The sequence below is a fragment of the Faecalibacter macacae genome (assembly GCF_003687725.1).
GTDB classification, from domain to species: domain Bacteria; phylum Bacteroidota; class Bacteroidia; order Flavobacteriales; family Weeksellaceae; genus Empedobacter; species Empedobacter macacae.
Map to the genome: position 1 here is coordinate 1 of NZ_RDOJ01000005.1, position 17671 is coordinate 17671.

At 31.2% G+C, this 17671-nt stretch carries 12 protein-coding genes, 1 rRNA gene and 1 riboswitch; of the genes, 8 read left to right on the forward strand and 5 right to left on the reverse strand.

From position 1 onward, the window contains the following. The first annotated feature begins 91 nt into the window (after positions 1–91). From rrf to EAH69_RS04860, 3 genes are all read left to right on the forward strand, one after another. A 5S ribosomal RNA gene (gene rrf, locus EAH69_RS04850) occupies positions 92–199 on the forward strand. A gap of 440 nt (positions 200–639) precedes the next feature. Continuing rightward, positions 640–1179, forward strand: coding sequence for an IS110 family transposase (locus EAH69_RS04855; RefSeq protein WP_121934061.1), 540 nt, complete (start codon positions 640–642; stop codon positions 1177–1179). Positions 1180–1237: 58 nt separating this feature from the next. After that, positions 1238–1618 carry an IS110 family transposase gene (locus tag EAH69_RS04860; RefSeq protein ID WP_262602203.1) on the forward strand — a complete coding sequence of 127 codons (381 nt, stop codon included), beginning with the start codon at positions 1238–1240 and terminating at the stop codon, positions 1616–1618. Positions 1619–2274: 656 nt separating this feature from the next. On the opposite strand, the gene EAH69_RS04865 is transcribed toward EAH69_RS04860, so the two are convergent. Both EAH69_RS04865 and EAH69_RS04870 read right to left on the reverse strand, forming a co-directional pair. Continuing rightward, on the reverse strand, positions 2275–3411 hold the full coding sequence (locus EAH69_RS04865; protein WP_121934063.1) for a YncE family protein: 1137 nt from the start codon (positions 3409–3411) through the stop codon (positions 2275–2277). Continuing rightward, positions 3408–5405 carry a TonB-dependent receptor gene (locus EAH69_RS04870; RefSeq protein ID WP_230466707.1) on the reverse strand — a complete coding sequence of 666 codons (1998 nt, stop codon included), beginning with the start codon at positions 5403–5405 and terminating at the stop codon, positions 3408–3410. The genes EAH69_RS04865 and EAH69_RS04870 overlap by 4 nt, the downstream gene beginning before the upstream one ends. 112 nt (positions 5406–5517) lie before the next feature. Further along, positions 5518–5702, reverse strand: a riboswitch (cobalamin riboswitch). Positions 5703–5942: 240 nt separating this feature from the next. Between EAH69_RS04870 and EAH69_RS04875 the strand changes: the two genes are divergently transcribed. From EAH69_RS04875 to EAH69_RS04895, 5 genes are all read left to right on the forward strand, one after another. Next, positions 5943–6623, forward strand: a complete 681-nt coding sequence (locus EAH69_RS04875) for a response regulator transcription factor (protein ID WP_121934065.1) — start codon at positions 5943–5945, stop codon at positions 6621–6623. A gap of 1 nt (position 6624) precedes the next feature. Then, positions 6625–7962, forward strand: a complete 1338-nt coding sequence (locus EAH69_RS04880; RefSeq protein ID WP_230466708.1) for a sensor histidine kinase — start codon at positions 6625–6627, stop codon at positions 7960–7962. Positions 7963–8044: 82 nt separating this feature from the next. Then, entirely contained in the window at positions 8045–9298 is a 1254-nt protein-coding gene (locus tag EAH69_RS04885; protein ID WP_121934067.1) for a TolC family protein, read from the forward strand. A gap of 4 nt (positions 9299–9302) precedes the next feature. Beyond that, a complete protein-coding gene (locus EAH69_RS04890) occupies positions 9303–10400 on the forward strand; it encodes an efflux RND transporter periplasmic adaptor subunit (protein ID WP_121934068.1) in 1098 nt (365 codons plus the stop codon). 4 nt (positions 10401–10404) lie between these two features. After that, the gene (locus EAH69_RS04895) at positions 10405–13503 is read left to right on the forward strand and encodes an efflux RND transporter permease subunit (RefSeq protein ID WP_121934069.1); all 3099 of its coding nucleotides are present in this window, start codon (positions 10405–10407) and stop codon (positions 13501–13503) included. Between the two features lie 150 nt (positions 13504–13653). Here the strand turns inward: EAH69_RS04895 and EAH69_RS14110 are convergent, their stop codons facing one another. The 3 genes from EAH69_RS14110 to EAH69_RS04910 form a co-directional block, all read right to left on the reverse strand. After that, positions 13654–13878 carry a T9SS type B sorting domain-containing protein gene (locus EAH69_RS14110; RefSeq protein ID WP_121934215.1) on the reverse strand — a complete coding sequence of 75 codons (225 nt, stop codon included), beginning with the start codon at positions 13876–13878 and terminating at the stop codon, positions 13654–13656. A 51-nt stretch (positions 13879–13929) separates the two neighbouring features. Next, entirely contained in the window at positions 13930–16863 is a 2934-nt protein-coding gene (locus EAH69_RS04905; RefSeq protein WP_147439089.1) for a hypothetical protein, read from the reverse strand. Between the two features lie 165 nt (positions 16864–17028). After that, the gene (locus EAH69_RS04910; RefSeq protein WP_147439090.1) at positions 17029–17643 is read right to left on the reverse strand and encodes a DUF7948 domain-containing protein; all 615 of its coding nucleotides are present in this window, start codon (positions 17641–17643) and stop codon (positions 17029–17031) included. Between the last annotated feature and the right edge of the window lie 28 nt (positions 17644–17671).

Here is a 17671-nt window from a genome sequence, read left to right on the forward strand (position 1 = left end):
GAATAAAACTTAAACAATAAAACTTGTATTCAAGTATCTAATAATGTTGATAAAATACTAGGAAAGATCCTAGAAACAATATATAAGAAATTAGGGTGGTTATAGCGAAAGGGCTCACCTCTTCCCATTCCGAACAGAGAAGTTAAGCCTTTCAGCGCCGATGGTACTGCTATTGCGGGAGAGTAGGTCGCCGCCAGTCTTTAAAAAGAATCCTCAATCATTTATTTGATTGGGGATTTTTTGTTTTCGGATGTTATGTATTACGTTGTAAGTTATATGTTGTACGTTTTGTGAGGAGTTGTATAATGTATTATTTATATGTCATTCCGAAGTGTTGAGGAATCTTATATGATTATGTGAAGCTGAAATAAATTCAGTTTAACAATGTTTTATCGTCTAACTTCTCGATAAATTTAAAATCAATCATTTTAATCACTCCTTTAGATTTGAAATTCTTAAATTGATACAAAAAGAGAATGTGTTTAAGTACACTATTATCACTCAAAGTTAAAAACTTATAGTTCGATTCAGACTTAAACACATCTTATCAAAAATTCAAATAGAAATTCGGGCTAACGACCCATTATAAAGGAGTTGAATTAATGATAATATTCTCTTGTAAATCCTAATAACGAATTTATGAATAATACTTTTATTGGTATCGACATTAGTAAAGAAACTTTAGATTTTTATGTAAAAAATTCTGAATCTGAATCACATTATCAAATTGATAATGAAGTTAAATCGATTAAAAAATTCTTCAAAAAATTTAATAACAGTTCTGAAATTATTGTTGCCATGGAGAATACAGGACGTTATAATTTTTTGTTATACGAAGTTTTGAGTACTCTTGAATTATCCGTTTTTGTAATTAATTCACTCCATCTGAAAAGAAGTATTGGTTTAACTAGAGGCAAGAATGATAAAATTGATAGCCAGAGAATATGCTTATATATTGAGAAGAATTATATGGATCTTCAAAAATGGAAACCTAGTTCAACTATTATCTCAAAAATAAGTTATCTAAATACCGAGAGAAGATTTAGAATAAAAATAAAATCATCTTTACAAAAACAATTGAAAGATATCAAACATCTTAAAAATTGCCTTGATAAAGAAGTACTTGAATTAAATAAGAAGCTGATTAAAAACTTAGACAATCATATCAAAAAAAATTGAAGATAAAATAGTTAAACTAATAAATTCTGATCAGAATTTAAATGATCAATATAAACGTATTCAGACTATTCCTGGAGTAGGAAAGGTATTGGCTACTTTAATGATAATTAAAACAAATGGTTTTACTGAAATTCTATCTGCACGAAAAATGGCTTGTTTTGCTGGTATAGCTCCTTTTGAACATCGCTCTGGAAGTTCCATTTACTATAGAGCTCGAGTTTCAACAATGGCTGATAAAGAACTTAAAAAGACCTTACATTTAGCTGCTTTAAGCACTATTAGATTAGAGAATGATTTAGCTATTTACTATCATCGAAAAGTAGAAGAAGGAAAAAATAAAATGTCAGTTTTAAATGCAGTAAGGAATAAATTTATACACAGAATTTATGCTTTAATAAAAAACGAAACTGTGTATAATTTTAATTTGGAAATGTCATAGAAATCGAAATGACTAATAGGTTATGATTCTTCAGTTCGCTGTTGCTTTGTTTAGAATGACAGAATAATGAGCTAATTTGTTTTAAAAATATTCGAATCTAATACAGTAGTTTATAAAATAAATAGACTTCTCGTCGAGCTCGAAGTGACAAGGCTTGTTATTTTTGCATAACGCATAACGCATAACGCATAACGCATAACGCATAACGCATAACGCATAACGCATAACGCATAACGCGAATTGCGTTAGGGATAGCAGTGGATCTTTATAAAGAATAACTGATAAGAGTATAGGAGAATAAATATTCAAATAGATATGATATATATTTAAATATATTATTCTATCTTTTTTACTATTTTATATTTTTCTCAATCGAGAAGAAAAATATTATATTAATATTTTTAGGACAAGAAAATTTGATTTTCGAATCCTAACACAGTTGTTTATTATCATCATGTTTTTTTATGGATTTTTAGTATTTATTTGAATAAAGTGAAATTATAGCTAAGTCAGAACATGTCCGTATATGAGTCTTGCTTTTAATAATAAATGTAACAATAAAAAATATCTAATAATTAAATAAAAAAACGCTCTAAATATTAGAGCGTTTCATTTTTCTGATATATTTCTAACCACAGAATAAAATAACAGAATTATTATTTATAAACAAAAGCAATATGTGCTGGTATATTACCTGCAGTAGTCTTCCATTTTAAAGTTCCTTCTTTAGCAAAACAATAGATAAATCCATCAGATACATAATTTGTAGCATCTGTTATATAAATATCACCATTAAATTTATTAACAGCAATTCCGTAAGGAGTTTCAACTTCATTTATAATAGGATTATTGATTAATTGATTACTAACTTGCTGTTCAGTTTTTGTGTTGATTATTCCATAACTTTTTACATATTCAAAAGTTTCATAACTAAATTCGTTTGAATAGTAGTACAAATAATCACCTACAATTGTAAAGTTTGAAACAGGAATATTAAATGTTTTTTTAATTTGATGAGTTTTCGAATCAATTACATATAAATTAGAAGCTACGTCATAATAATTTCCTCGAGTCGTTACATACAAATCACCCTCTTCGTCTTTTTTAATACGATGTAAGTTTACCTCAACATCAATTTTCTCTGTTTCAGTAAATGTATTTAAATCAACTACAGAAACCGTGCGGTCGTATTCTGGATAACGATAACCGCCTGAATTGGCTACGTATAAATTATTGCCAACAATTTCTAATTCATCAGGTTGATACCCAACTGTAGTTTCTCTTGAAATATTGAAATTAATTGTATCAAATTCAATTACTTTACCTAATGGAGAGTTAGGGTCAGTTGCTATTGGTCCTGCATAAGAAGTTGCATATCCTTTTCCATCTTTAAAAGTAAGATATCGTCCATTTTCTAAAGGAATTGTTGCAATATGACGTGCTGTTTTAACATCCATAACTTCAATAAAATTTGAAGCATTAATTACAGAATATAATTTACTACCATAAATTTTAATATCATTACCTACGTCACCTAAAGAACGAACAATATCAGGATTAGCTGTACTGTAAATATTACGACTAAATACTCCTGATGTTAAATCCATAAAATCAATTGAAGCTTTATTTGATCCCATATTACCTTCATTCAACAAATAAAAACCTGTAATTTCTGTAGGCTCTGGATTACCAATTGTTTCCTGATCATTACCTATAATACGATCATCATCGTTACAGCTAAATATAGCTAAGGGTAGTGTAAGTAATAAACTTAGTTTGATAAATTTTCTCATAAATATGTACTTATTATTATTTTAAACTGTCGGCCTGGCATTGGATAATTCAAGACGATATCATAATATTTATTCATAATATTATTGACTTCAAATGATCCATTAAATCGAATTTTCTTTAATTCAAAAGATTTTTGAATCGAAAAATCATGTGTGAACCAAGGTTTTATATAATTGTATTTGTTATTATTTTGATTGGCATCGTATCGTTCTCCTACATAAAGAAAACTATAATTTAACCCCCAAGTTTTATATGTAGAATTCAAGATAAATGATCCACTATGTACAGGAACATAAGGAATTTGATCTTTATAATAGCTTCTGCTTTGCGAGGTGTAATCTTGCGCTTTTTGATAAGTATAATTTAAGGTAGATTTAAAATCAAAGTCACTTAAATTTAGATGTCCTTGTATTTTTACATCTGCTCCTTTAATTTGTACTTTACCTAAATTCATCATCATCCAACGAAACATACTACCATTAGGTGCAGCGATAATTTTGTCTTCAACTTCATTATAATACATATCAATTTTTGCGTTTAGATAATGTAGTTTACCTAAGTTTCTCCAGGTGTAATCTAAACCTATGTTATATTGATTTGTATATTCTGGTTTTAAGTTTGAATAACCAATATTAGTATAATACAAATCATTGAAAGTTGGCATCCTAAATACACGTTTATAAAAAGCATTGATATAAAAATCTCTTGTAGTGAAAGGCTGAAAACTTCCAATCAAAGTAGGTGTCCAAACTGATTTATCAGGTGCACTTGTATTCATTTCAACTTGCTCACGTACAAAAGAACCTAATAAACTACCCTGAATTTTTAATCGTTGAAGTTGGTATGTACTTGCTATAGCTAATAATTGGGTGTATCGTTGGGGATAGGAAAAGTTTTTTAAAGTTGCATCTAGTTTATTATATTGAAAATCGAAAGCTATATTCATATCCCAATTGGAACGTATTTTAAAGTAATTCGCTGATGAAAAATAGAATTCTTGCTGAGTGTATTTATTTTGAGTTTTAATGGATGAAACTGTATCAACAAAATGAGTAAAATCGTGTGCATATTTTAAGTTGATACGAGATTCAAATTTTCCCCATTTCTTTTGTACACTTCCTTGGGTAAAATAATTCTTATCGGTTAAAGTTTGTCCTTTTGCTCCAAATCCATTACGAATAATAGCTGCAGGAATTCCACGATCAGATAAATAACTATATCCTTTTATATTCCAACTTAAAGTATTATGATTTCCATAAATACCAAGTTCAAATCGTCTTGCTTCAATTTGCCCATCCTTACGAATTGCAGTAGTATCATTAGCAATACTATTATCTGCGTTACGTTTGATTACTCTAAATTTATACTCCCCATTACTCTTAAGATATTCTGAACTTAAAGAAGTTGAAATTTGATCATTAATTTTATATTCAAAACGAGCAGATGGATTTATCAATTGGATTGAACCTGTTTTGTATCGTAATGTTAAATTATATTTTTTATTATTCTTGAATTGTGGTTTCTTCGATTGTAAATAAATTGATGAAGCAGAAGCATAATCTTTTGCAGACTGAAAAATATTACTTTTTTGGCCATTGTAAAGTGATATACTTACTAAATCATCTAAAGAGTATTTACCTAAATCAACAACACCATTTTGTGCATTTCCCAACTGTATACCATCATAATAAACGCCTACGTGCTGACTTCCCATACTACGTACATCAACAGTTTTTAATCCACCAACACCACCATAATCTTTCAGTTGAATTCCCGAAAAATAGCGTAAAGCGTCTGCTACTGAATGGCTATTAAGTCGCGTTAAGATATCTCCATCTAATGTTTGTGGAGCGATTAAATCTATTGGTTTTTTGTTATTTAAATTTACTTGTTGCAAATCATAAACAGAATCCTTACGCTCTTGTCCTAAAACAAAAGTTCCATGTCCTATCATCAAAAGGCAACAAAAGTAAAGCTGATAAAAATTTCTCATTAGCATATTACATTTGTTGCTAACGAGAGTTTAAAGAAGTATATTTAATCAACACCTAAAAAAGAGGTATTCACTAAAACTAATATTCTTCGCTTTATATCCCGAAAGCAAATAAATTTATATACTCTTGGTAGGTCTTCTGACTTACTCCATTCTAAAAACCTTCCCATTCATTATTGAACAGTGGTATTTATTTTAGAACTTGTACGGAGATTACAGCAGCGGGTCTGTTCAGGATTTACACCTGATTCCCTGTTACCGAAATGTTACTTTCGCACCAATAGTTAAGCAAATATAATAATTTTTATGAATAATCAACTTTTTCCTTTAACTGACTAGTTGAGAGTTTTTATGCCTATTTAAATTATCATTTCGAAATAAATTTGTAATGTATTTAATATGATATGCATCTAAGTTTTCTTTTCTTTAATAAAACTCAACTACCAATGAAATTATCCAATATTAAAAATAGATTAAAAATTAAACTCTACTTAAACACTAATTTCAAAAAATATTAATTTTGTAAAAAAAGAAAGGATGCAAATTATTCTTATTGAAGACGATAAACGAATCAGCGATTTTATTTTAAAAGGATTAGAAGAAAATGGACATTTTGTAACCTTATGCAAAACTGCTGAGGATTATATTGAACAATATCTTCAAACTATCTATGATTTGATTATTTGCGACATCATGCTTCCTGGAATGGACGGAATACAATTGGTACAAACTATTCGTTACAAAAAAATATATACGCCAATTTTAATGTTAACGGCTTTAGGTTCGGTGCAAGATAAAGTTTCTGCCTTAGATTTTGGGGCAGATGATTACATGACTAAACCGTTTCATTTTGATGAATTATTATCGAGAATTAATGCTTTAACCCGCCGTTTTCAATATGCGCAGCAAAACGAAAAATCAACTATTTTCTTTTTTGGAGATGTATCTGTCGATTTACAACAATACAAGGTAAATGTGTCTGGTGATGAAGTAGTTTTCTCTCCGAAAGAATTTAAATTATTGAATTATATGATTGAAAATGCCAATAAAGCCGTTTCTCGAATTCAGATTTTAAATGCCGTTTGGGGAATTACATTCGAAAATCACACTAACGTAGTCGATGTTTATATTTCTTATTTAAGAAATAAAATCGAAAAAAATCAAAAGTATATTTTCACGATCAAAGGCGTTGGATATATGCTAAAAACCGAGGATTAGTATGAAATTAAGAAATCGTTTGTCGTTATATTCCGTTTTAATTTTCAGCATTTTAATTCTGACGATTTCTGCTATCGTCTATTTTACTTTTTATTCTACAATGGAAAAAAAGGAGATGAAAGCTTTGGAAAGTAAATCATTATTAGCAGCAATTTATTACCTAGAGCAAGACGAATTATCCGCTACAGAACATGAAAATATTCAAAGTCAGTTATTAAAAACTATTTCTCGAAAAAATATTGCTATTTATAGTACTAACGATCAAAAGGTAAATGGTGAAATGCAGTATGATACCACTATTTCTGATCAATTTTTACAATTAGTGAGACAAGAAAAAGAAGCTTCTTTTCAAACTCAACTTTATTTTTATCACGGCCGTTTTTATACGGATAATCAAGGAGATTTTGTGGTGGTAGCACGCGAACCTAAAGCCGAATTTAGTGATCAAATGAAGTCTTTATTGCAAATTCTTTTTATGGTTTCTGTGATAGGATTAATTATTGTTTTTATATTATCACAATACTTGGGTTATATTGCCTACCATCCCATCAATCATTTTATTGCACAAATTAAAAACCGAAACGGGATTAATTTTAACGAACCTATTATTTTAAATAATTCGTATACAGAAGTTAAAGAATTATCTACCACTTACAATACTTTTATAAACCAAATAGCGCAGACTTTTAACGTACAAAAGAATTTTATAGACTATGTTTCTCACGAATTGAGAACGCCAATTACTGCATTATTAGGGACATTAGAAGTAACTAATAACAAAACACGATCTACCGAAGAATACGAAATTGTTTTGCAACAATTAAAACAATATACCACTGATTTACAAGAAACCATTAATCATATGATGTTACTTTCGGGTGCTAAAACTAATTTCGAATTAGCTCCAATGCGTATTGACGAAGTGATTTGGGAAATTATCGAAAACCAAATTGTGTATCACCAAGCAGATATTAAGGTTCATTTGGATGTCAAAAATGATCAGTTACTTACCACTAATGGTAATAGTCAATTATTAAATTTAGCAATCGGAAATCTTATTTCTAATGCTGTTAAATATTCAGATAATCAACAAATTCAAATTAAATTCTCAACTTTTGAAGATCGATTAGTCCTTCAAATCATTGATACTGGAATTGGGATAGATTCTACTGATTTACCCAATATTCGTCAGAATTTCTTTCGTGGAAAAAACACATCTTCTTATCAAGGAAAAGGAATTGGCTTATCCATTGCCGATATTATTTTTAAAATCCATCACATCGAATTGGAAATTTTACCGAATCATCCAAAAGGAACCGTTATGCGCTTAACGTTCTAGTAAGGCTCTAATCTATTTCTAATCTACTTCAAAGTTTGCCTTAATGTTTGATGTCTAGTTTTGATTCTTGAAAACTCTAGACATGAAAAATCTTTTATTTTCTGCTACTTTCATTTGTGCGGTATCTAGTATGCAGGCACAAACGGTCTCCTTAGCAGATCTCGAACAACAATTTATACAAAATAACACCCAACTTCTTGCGGTGAAATTTAATATTGATAAAGCCCAATCCGAAATTATTCAGGAAAAATTATGGCCAAATCCTACATTTTCTATTTCTGAAGTTAATCTTTGGAAAACATATAACGTAGAAACGCAACCCTATTTATTTGGTAAATACGGTCAAAATCAGCAAATCGCTGTTGAATTGGAACAATTAATTGAAACAGCAGGCAAGCGAAAAAAACGTGTAGCCTTAAAACAGTTGGAACAACAATCTGCCACTTTCGATTATGAAGAAACCTTACGCGAATTACGCAAAGACCTACGTTTGGCTTTTCATCAATTAATTCGTATTCAGCAAGAAGAAAAACAGCTGAAGGAAATCCTTGCATTGTACACGCAAATGAGCGAACAATACCAACGTCAGGCGCAATTGAAAAACATTGCAACTGCAGATTTCTATCGCGTACAAACCGAATTAATTGCCTTACAAAAAGAGCAAATCGAGTTGGAAAATGAACGTTTCGAAGCGTTGAATATACTTCGAATTTTAACGCATAATCCTGCCTTAGAAATCGAGCACATTTCATTTCCTCAAAATGCTATTCAACTTTCTAAAACCCTACCGTTCAATTTTATAGAAATCGCGCAGCAACAAAACATTGGATTAAAACGTCAAGAAAACGAACAGGCAAAAGCCCAACAAGTATTGGCTTTAGAAAAAGCTCAAAAAACGCCGGATATGAGATTTCAAGTGAATTACGATCGTGGTGGAAATATTATGAATGATTTTGTGGGTGTTGGAGTAAGTTTCGATTTACCCATTTTCAATCGCAACAAAGGAAATATCAAAGCCGCTGAAATTGGAATGTTACAGCAACAATCCAATAAACAAACGGTAGAAAATAATCTGACGCAATCCATTCAGCAACTGCAAAACCAATTGATTCGAATAGAACAGATGCTAGAAAATTGGCCGTATGCTCAACGAGAAAATCAGAAACAAATGTTGGAGAATTACAAAAAGCATTTGCAAAACAAACAGGTAACGTTGTTGGAATTTATTGATTTTACCCAAGCCTATCGTGAAGCCAATCAAGCTTACTTAGAATTACAACAAACCTATCAAAACACTTTCGAAGAATTACAATATATCGTAGGACAAGATTTTTAATCGTATGAACAAATCCATATACATTTTAGCCGCAATGATTTTTATTTTAAATAGTTGCAAGCAAAAAGAAGAAGAAAAACCAGTTGAAACAGACAAAAAAGAATCATTCTGTTTGAACGAACAATTAAAGAAATCAACGACCATTTCTACGATTTCAGAACAACCGATCCACGAACAACTGACACTTTCGGGAAAAGTGGAATACAACGAAAATGATTTAGTGGCTTACAAAAGTTTACTACAAGGTGTAGTCAACAAAGTCAATTTCGAATTGGGAGATTATGTTCGTCAAGGTCAAGTGTTAGCAGTAGTCAAATCGACAGAAGTGCAATCAATGGCTCAAGAACGCCGTTATTACCAAAACCAGATCGACCTTTTGCGTAAGCAAATTCAATCCAAGAAAGAATTATTAAACGATGGAATGGCTTCGCAACCTGAAGTTTTAGCTTTAGAGCACGAATTGCGTTCCGCACAAATCGAGCTGGATAAAGTAAATGCAACCTTGAGTATGTACCGTGCCATTGGTGATGGACAATTCCAAATTCTTTCGCCTAAAAATGGCTACATCGTACAGAAAAACATCAGCTCGGGTCAGTCGATTTCCAATGACGCAGACGATGCGTTATTTGCTATTTCCAACCTAAAACAGGTTTGGGTAATGGTGAACATTTATGCAAGTAACCTAAAATATGTCAAACAAGGCGATCACGTAAAAGTGAAAACCGTTGCTTTTCCTGACCGAATTTATACCGGAAAAATTGACAAAATCTACAATGTTTTCGATGACAACGAACATGTGATCAAAGCACGCGTGGTTTTAGAAAATCAAGATTTAAACTTGATGCCAGGTTTAAGTGCCGATATCATTATTGATAAAGAAAATGTGATTGGGACTGCTTTTGCTATTCCAAATTCAGCCAAAGTATTTGAAAACAACAAAGAGTATGTAGTCGTGTACAAAGATGATTGTACGATGGAAGTGCGTAAAATTACGCCTATCGCTTCTAATGCTGAATTTACGTATGTGGAAGAAAAATTTGCAAAGAACGAAAAGATCATCAGTTCTAACGCTTTGCTTTTAGTGGAAGAATTAAACAAATAATCCGATGCAGAAATTAGTACAAGCTGTCGTAACCTTCTCGTTACGTAATACGACATTTGTTTTGTTTGCTACACTAGCGCTGTTTTTTGGTGGAATTTATGCCTTAAAACATACGCCGATTGAAGCCTTTCCAGATGTAACCAATACCAGAGCGCGTATCATTACGCAATGGCCGGGACGAAGTGCCGAAGAAATGGAAAAATTGGTGACCTTGCCAATTTCAAAAGTAATGAACAGCATTCCGCATAAATCCAATATTCGTTCGATTTCCTTGTTCGGATTATCGGTGGTAACCGTTCAATTTGAAGATGGAGTCGATGATTTTTATGCGCAACAATATGTGTCCAATAAATTAAGTGGTGTCGATTTACCGCAAGGTGCTGATGCTTCTATCGAACCGCCATCGGGAGCGACAGGAGAAATTTTCCGTTATGTGATTAAATCCGATTTACCGATTAAAGAAGTAACAGCCATTCAAGATTGGGTCATCGAACGTGAATTGCTTTCGGTACCCGGCGTGGCTGATGTGGTGAGTTTTGGTGGAGAAGAAAAAACGTATGAAATCAAAATCAATCCGACGGAATTAAAGAACTATGATTTATCGCCTTTGGATGTGTACGAAGCGGTTTCAAAATCGAATATTAATGTCGGTGGCGATGTGATTCAGCAAGGCGATCAAGCGTATGTAGTTCGTGGAGTTGGTTTATTAGATAAAATTCAAGATATCGGAAATATTACGGTAAAATTGAATGGTTCTACACCAATTTTGATTAAAAACGTAGCGGAAGTTGTAGTTTCGAGTAAACCGCGTTTAGGTCAGGTGGGGTACAATGAACATGACGATTTGGTTGAAGGAATAGTAATTATGCTTCGAGGTGAAAATCCATCGGAAGTGATAGGAAATTTGAAATTAAAAATCGAAGAACTAAATGAGCGTACCTTACCAGATAATGTGAAAATCGAAACGGTAGTCGATCGTACCAAATTGGTGGATAATACGGTAAAAACCGTGGCAAAAAACATTGTAGAAGGGATTTTATTGGTTTCTTTAATTGTCTTTATCTTCTTGTACAATTGGAAATCAACGTTCATTGTAGCATCCGTAATTCCATTAGCATTTTTGTTTGCCATCATTATGCTAAAAATTCAAGGATTACCCGCGAATTTAATCTCAATGGGTGCTTTAGATTTCGGATTGTTATTAGAAGGAACATTAGTAATTGTGGAAACGGTATTTGTAGCATTAGCTACAATGCAACATAAAGTGGGTCCAGAACGTTTTGCGAAAATGAGTAAAATGGGCGTGATTAAGAAAAGTGCAGGAAGTGTAGCATCTTATATTTTCTTTGCTTTAATCATTTTAATTGTGGCGTTATTACCCATTTTCTCGTTCCAAAAAGTAGAAGGAAAAATGTTTACACCCCTAGCGTTTACGTTAGGTTATGCTTTATTAGGTTCCTTAATCTTGAGTTTGACCTACGTTCCGGCGATGTGTAAATTATTGTTCACAAAAAACATGGAAGAAAAGGATAATGTGATTTCACGCTTTTGTTCCAATGTAATTTATAAACTTTTCACCGTTTCTTTCAAAGCCAAAACCATTACAATAGCCGTATTTATTGGTTTGCTTTCGATTTGTGTCGTGAAATTTATGAACTATGGTTCCGAATTCTTACCACAACTGAACGAAGGTTCGATTTATGTACGTGCGACGTTACCCAATAGCATCAATTTACAGGAATCGACTCGTTTAACCAAAGAAATGAAAACGCTGTTGATGAAAGATGCCGACGAGATTGATTTCATTTTAACCCAAACGGGTAGACCAAATGATGGAACCGATCCTACAGGATTTTTTAATATCGAATTCAATATTCAATTAAAAGATGCATCCGAATGGACAAGAGGATTATCTAAGGATGAAATCATTCAAGAAATGCGTCAAAAACTAGCAAATTATCCTGGAATTACCTTTGGATTTTCCCAACCGATTCAAGATAACGTGGAAGAATATGTGGCCGGTGTAAAAAGTTCGTTGGTCATTAAAATCTTTGGTGATGATTTGTACGATTTAGAACGCTATGCCAATAAAGTAGCAAAGTCTATTGAAAAAGTAGAAGGAATTACCGATATCAATGTGTATAAAAACATCGGTTTACCAGAATTGAAAATTCAATTACACGACACTAAAATGGCACGTTACGGTATCAATACTGCCGATGTACAAGCGGTGATTGAAATGACCATTGGTGGACAAGCTGCAACAAAATTCTATGAAAACGACCGCCAATTTGATGTGGTGTTACGTTTTGAAAAAGACTATCGTGATACACCAGAAAAGATTGGAAATATTTTGATTCCTACCAGCAACGGACAAAATGTTCCTTTGCAAGAAATTGCAACTATAGGCTACAAAACCGGACCAGCATTTATTTATCGTGAAGGAAATAGCCGTTACATTGGTGTAGGATTCAGCATTGATGGACGAGATTTGGGTTCTACTATTGCCGAAGCCAAAGAAGTCGTTGCCAAAGAAGTGCAATTGCCAAAAGAAAATTATATGGAATGGGCAGGAGAATTTGAAAGTAAGGAACGTGCCTCGAAACAATTAATGACCGTGATTCCAATTTCCTTGATCTTAATTCTGTTGCTTTTATATAGCAATTTTGGAAATGTGAAAGATACGGCTTTAGCTGCTATTACAATTCCATTTGCGTTTATCGGCGGATTCTTATCCTTATGGATTACCAATACCATCTTCGGAATATCAGCCGGAATTGGATTAATCATCTTATTCGGGGTAAACACCATTAACGGAATCATCTTAATTGCAGTGATGAAAGAAAATCTGAAAGACTATCCATTAGTACAAGCGATTACCTTAGGTGTAAAAAGTCGAATTCGTTCGATTTTAATGATTGCTTTAATGGGTTCTTTGGGATTATTACCTGCGGCTTTATCAACAGGAATGGGTTCTGAAATCCAAAAACCATTAGCGATTATGATTGTAGGTGGATTGATGATTTGCTTGGTCTTATCGTTTACAGTCTTGCCAACGGTGTTTTATTACGCGTATCGTAAAGTCGAGAAACTAAATAACTAATTATGTATAAAAGGCTTATTACAACTAATAAAAGAAAAATCCCCTGAAAAGGGGATTTCGTATTTTTAATGAACACCTATTTGCCATGCTAAACGTCAATGAATTATTTATATTTCAATGTGATATATCCTTCAATTCTGCTGTCATCCTTTAAAGTGATAATATACCAATATGATGCAGAAGGGAGAGGTTTACCTTTAATTTTCCATCCCAAACAATAGGTTGATTTGTATTAGAGCTTTCGAAAATTACTTTTCCAAATCGATTATAGATTACAATGTTTTTTAAATCTCGAATGTAAGATAAATTCCAATTATCATTAATTCTGTCATTATTAGGTGAAATAAAAGTTGGAATATCTTTATATATATAAATCGTTTCTTGTGAAGTACATCCTTTATCTGTACGGAAATAAAAGGTGTGATATCAAGGTTCTAAAATAAAATTGTTTTGGATCCAATTTCTTTGATCAATACTAACTTTTGTATCGTTTATTAGTGTAAAAGTAATACGATTTCCATCATATAAATATGTGTAATTTATAGGTGAATAATCTTTAATTTCAAAAGTTTTAGTTGTGTAACATTCGTTATTTTTAACTGTAACCTCATAAGTACCTGGTTGCGTTAAGTTAGAAGTTAAACCACTATTGCCATTGCTCCAAATAATTTCGTCGTAATTATCATTTAAAGTAATTGTTAGTTCTGAATCTTTACATTTGTAATACACATCTTCTAAAATAATTGTAGGAATAATATTTTCTTGTAATGGAATTTCAATTAATGTTTTACATGCCGTATCTGTACTTGAGCTTGCATATATAATTGATAATCCGTCTTCATTTATATAATTTTCAGATAAAGGATTAACACCATTTTGTGCATCTCTTAAGGTTTTATAAAAGTAAATATTTGATTGATTTGAATTTAGTAAACTTGCGATTTCTGCTTTTTTTGTAGCTAAATCAAATATCCCGAATGTATCTAATTCTTTACAAATTGTGAATGTATTTGTAGTTAATACATTATAATTTGTTAGTTCGAATGTAATCGTTGATGAATTTTCACAACCATTTTGTTCAATAATTTTGTAATATATTGTTTGATTATGTGTAATTCGTTGTGTTGATGTAATTTGATTTTGGAAGTATTGATCCAAATAAAATTTTATTATAGCAGACTGATCATCTGATATTTCGTTAGCTAAATTTGATAAATCAATATTGATAAAACCATCATTTTGAGTATCACATATAGTTTTTGTAATTGGTGTAATAAATGGTTTTGGATTTACCTCTAGTTTTATTTCTTGCGTAAAACGACATCCATTTGTTAATACGCCTTCAATTAGTATAAATTCATAATTTTCTGTATTGATAAAATTACTTGGATTTTGAATTGAAATTTGATTTACTAAATCCATATAATCAGCATAAAACTTATAATCAGCATCAGGTAAATTAGGAAGAATTGAAGTTAAATTATAACCAATCTCGTTATTCTCACAGATTGTTAAAACAATATTAGCAGGAATCAACTCAACTTCTGAGAGAATATTTACTTGCTGATTTTGAGAAAAAGTATTGCCAAAATTATCAGTATACAACCAAGTGATTTGATATGAACCTGGCGAATCAAGATGTGTTCTGGTTGTTGTTGCAATTATTTCTTCTCCACAAGCCGATATTGCCTTAGGAGCAATTAAATCTACAAAACAATAAGCTGTAATTTCAGGCAAAACTGTTATAACCGGGCTAGGAGGAGTATTTGGAGAAGTGATTCTTACATAATAATTTATATAGCCTTCATTTCCTTGATGTTCAAATTTACAAGTGTAATGTCCTTCAGCTGTTGGACGTAAAACGGCTGAATTACCTACAATATTCCAATTATTATCGTACCAAGTATAATTAGTAGCACCTTCTGCTGTAAGTACTATAGAAGTAATGTCACACTGTTCTCCAGAAAATTTAATATTAAATTCATTCTCAGTTTCGTTAAATAAAACCATTAATCCTTGATCTATATCTCGTTGAAATCCTACTGGTATAAACGGATAAGGTTGATATCCATTTGGAGTTGTATTAAAATAATTCGCATTGGAGTATCCGCCAACAACTATATCTTTTGTTGTATTATCAATGGCGATAGAACTGAAAGCTTGTTGTCCAATTTCATCCCCATACATCATTCCCCAAATAGGCTGTCCATTTTCTGAAAACTTTAATAAAGTCGCAAAATTATCAGTAAAATTGGAACTTCTTTCACGACTTGTTCCCATAAAATGTCTTGTGTTTCCGTACAAAATTTTATTTTCTGAACTTGCATTACCTACAAGATAGATTTCGTTATTCAGACCAATTTCAATAGCACTTACATCAGTGAAACCTTCAGCACCAATATAAGTCCCAAAAATTTCACTTCCATTTTGATCGTATTTTTTTAAGAATGATGAATATTTATCTAATTCAAATTGATAAGTTGGAGAATAGGCATTTTCTGTCGCAATTTCAGTTCTCGAATATGTAATTCCACCAACGATAATATTATTATTATTATTATTATTATCAAGTTTTAATTTATGACCGCCATTACCTTCGCCTAAAAATCCACGAGTCCAATTTAAGTTAAAGTCTTTTGAATAAGATGATAATCGAAAAAATCCAGTTGTAGATTCAAATTGTGGCGAATTTTGGGTTGCATTGTTATTAGCTCCAGCTAAAACTAAATCACCATTATTAGAAAGTGCAAAACTAGTAAGTGGCATTAATGTATAAGAGCTCCAAATATAATTTCCCTCTGTATCAAATTTAATAAGTAATCCTGCTGATTCTCTAACTATTACATCTTCTGTAGGATCAATAGTATTTGAAGGATGGATTAAATCTTTACTTTTAGTATTTCCTATTATGTATAAAACATCATTTAGTTTATCTAAGTGTAAACCCATATTATTTTCATTGTGATTTCCACCGTAATATGTTGCCCAAATACGACTTCCTTGGTTATTTATTTTCGTAATAAGTAAGTCTCTACTGAAGTAATTAGAGTATTCATCGGGAGCTAATTGTTCTTGATAAGCACCTGGAGTTGCAGCGTTTAATTGATCTGTATCATAACTGATATAAGTATTCCCTTCATCATCAACATCAAATCCTTTTGGAAACGAATGACTGCGTTCTGATAAAAAATATGTAAACCATTTTAAACTGCCATCTTTATTCATTTTTAATATAAATGGACAATCTGCGTTTATTGTATGAGTGGATTGAAAAACACCATTTGTACCCAAATTTCGCATATTTGTATATCCAGATGCATAAATATCATTACCTAATAATTTAACAAAAAGAAATATCAATCGTTGTTTATTATAACCTATGTATGATCTAGAATAATCACCGAAATATGTACCCCATTTTCGTATAGGAACAGGATCAATAACTACTTTTTTATTGGTAAGATCTTGATGAGATTGTAATCCAATGGAACCATTAGAATTTGTACAATATTCGACTTTAATGTCTTAATTGTTGTTAGGGTTCACTATCCAACTTTTAGGTAAAGTTTCGATAAGAGTTCCAAATCTTAATTTGAATTCGATTTCGTTTGATTTAACAAATTTATTAGCTCCTTTGATATCAAATTGAATTGAAGAAATATCTGCTCCTGGATGTAAGATAAAATTATATTCAAAAGGTTTTTGTGGATTTTCAGTGATATAAAATTCTAAATCAATATTTGGGTAGAAATCTTTATATGTTATTTTTTGATAAAATGATATAAGTAATTCTCCTTTGTTGCTGATTATATTTTCATAATATTCGATTTTATCAGATTTAATAACTTCAAAATCTTTATTATGATTTCTAAAGATAAATTCTAAGCGATGAGTAGTGATTTTGTCATTATTATATTTATAAAAATCATAATTAAATCCTTTTTTTGTAAGATTTACATTAAAATTTTCTAAACGTAATGTATGTGTAATCGCAAAATTTGATTTTTGATATTGATTAATAATTTGTCCTTTATTTTCTTGAAAACCTATAGTTTTAGCAAATGATAATAGTGGCAAAAAAAGTAGTAGTAGATTGAGTAAAGTTTTTATTAATGTATATTGTGTTTCAAATTTAGTCATTTTTAATTATTTACTAAAAGGCTACTTT

Bases quoted from the DNA above. Each gene is read 5' to 3' on its own strand.
- EAH69_RS04855 (WP_121934061.1), top strand. From the start codon at position 640: ATGAATAATACTTTTATTGGTATCGACATTAGTAAAGAAACTTTAGAT.
- EAH69_RS04865 (WP_121934063.1), bottom strand. From the start codon at position 3,411: ATGAGAAAATTTATCAAACTAAGTTTATTACTTACACTACCCTTAGCT.
- EAH69_RS04870 (WP_230466707.1), bottom strand. From the start codon at position 5,405: ATGAGAAATTTTTATCAGCTTTACTTTTGTTGCCTTTTGATGATAGGA.
- EAH69_RS04875 (WP_121934065.1), top strand. From the start codon at position 5,943: ATGCAAATTATTCTTATTGAAGACGATAAACGAATCAGCGATTTTATT.
- EAH69_RS04880 (WP_230466708.1), top strand. From the start codon at position 6,625: ATGAAATTAAGAAATCGTTTGTCGTTATATTCCGTTTTAATTTTCAGC.
- EAH69_RS04885 (WP_121934067.1), top strand. From the start codon at position 8,045: ATGAAAAATCTTTTATTTTCTGCTACTTTCATTTGTGCGGTATCTAGT.
- EAH69_RS04890 (WP_121934068.1), top strand. From the start codon at position 9,303: ATGAACAAATCCATATACATTTTAGCCGCAATGATTTTTATTTTAAAT.
- EAH69_RS04895 (WP_121934069.1), top strand. From the start codon at position 10,405: ATGCAGAAATTAGTACAAGCTGTCGTAACCTTCTCGTTACGTAATACG.
- EAH69_RS04910 (WP_147439090.1), bottom strand. From the start codon at position 17,643: ATGACTAAATTTGAAACACAATATACATTAATAAAAACTTTACTCAAT.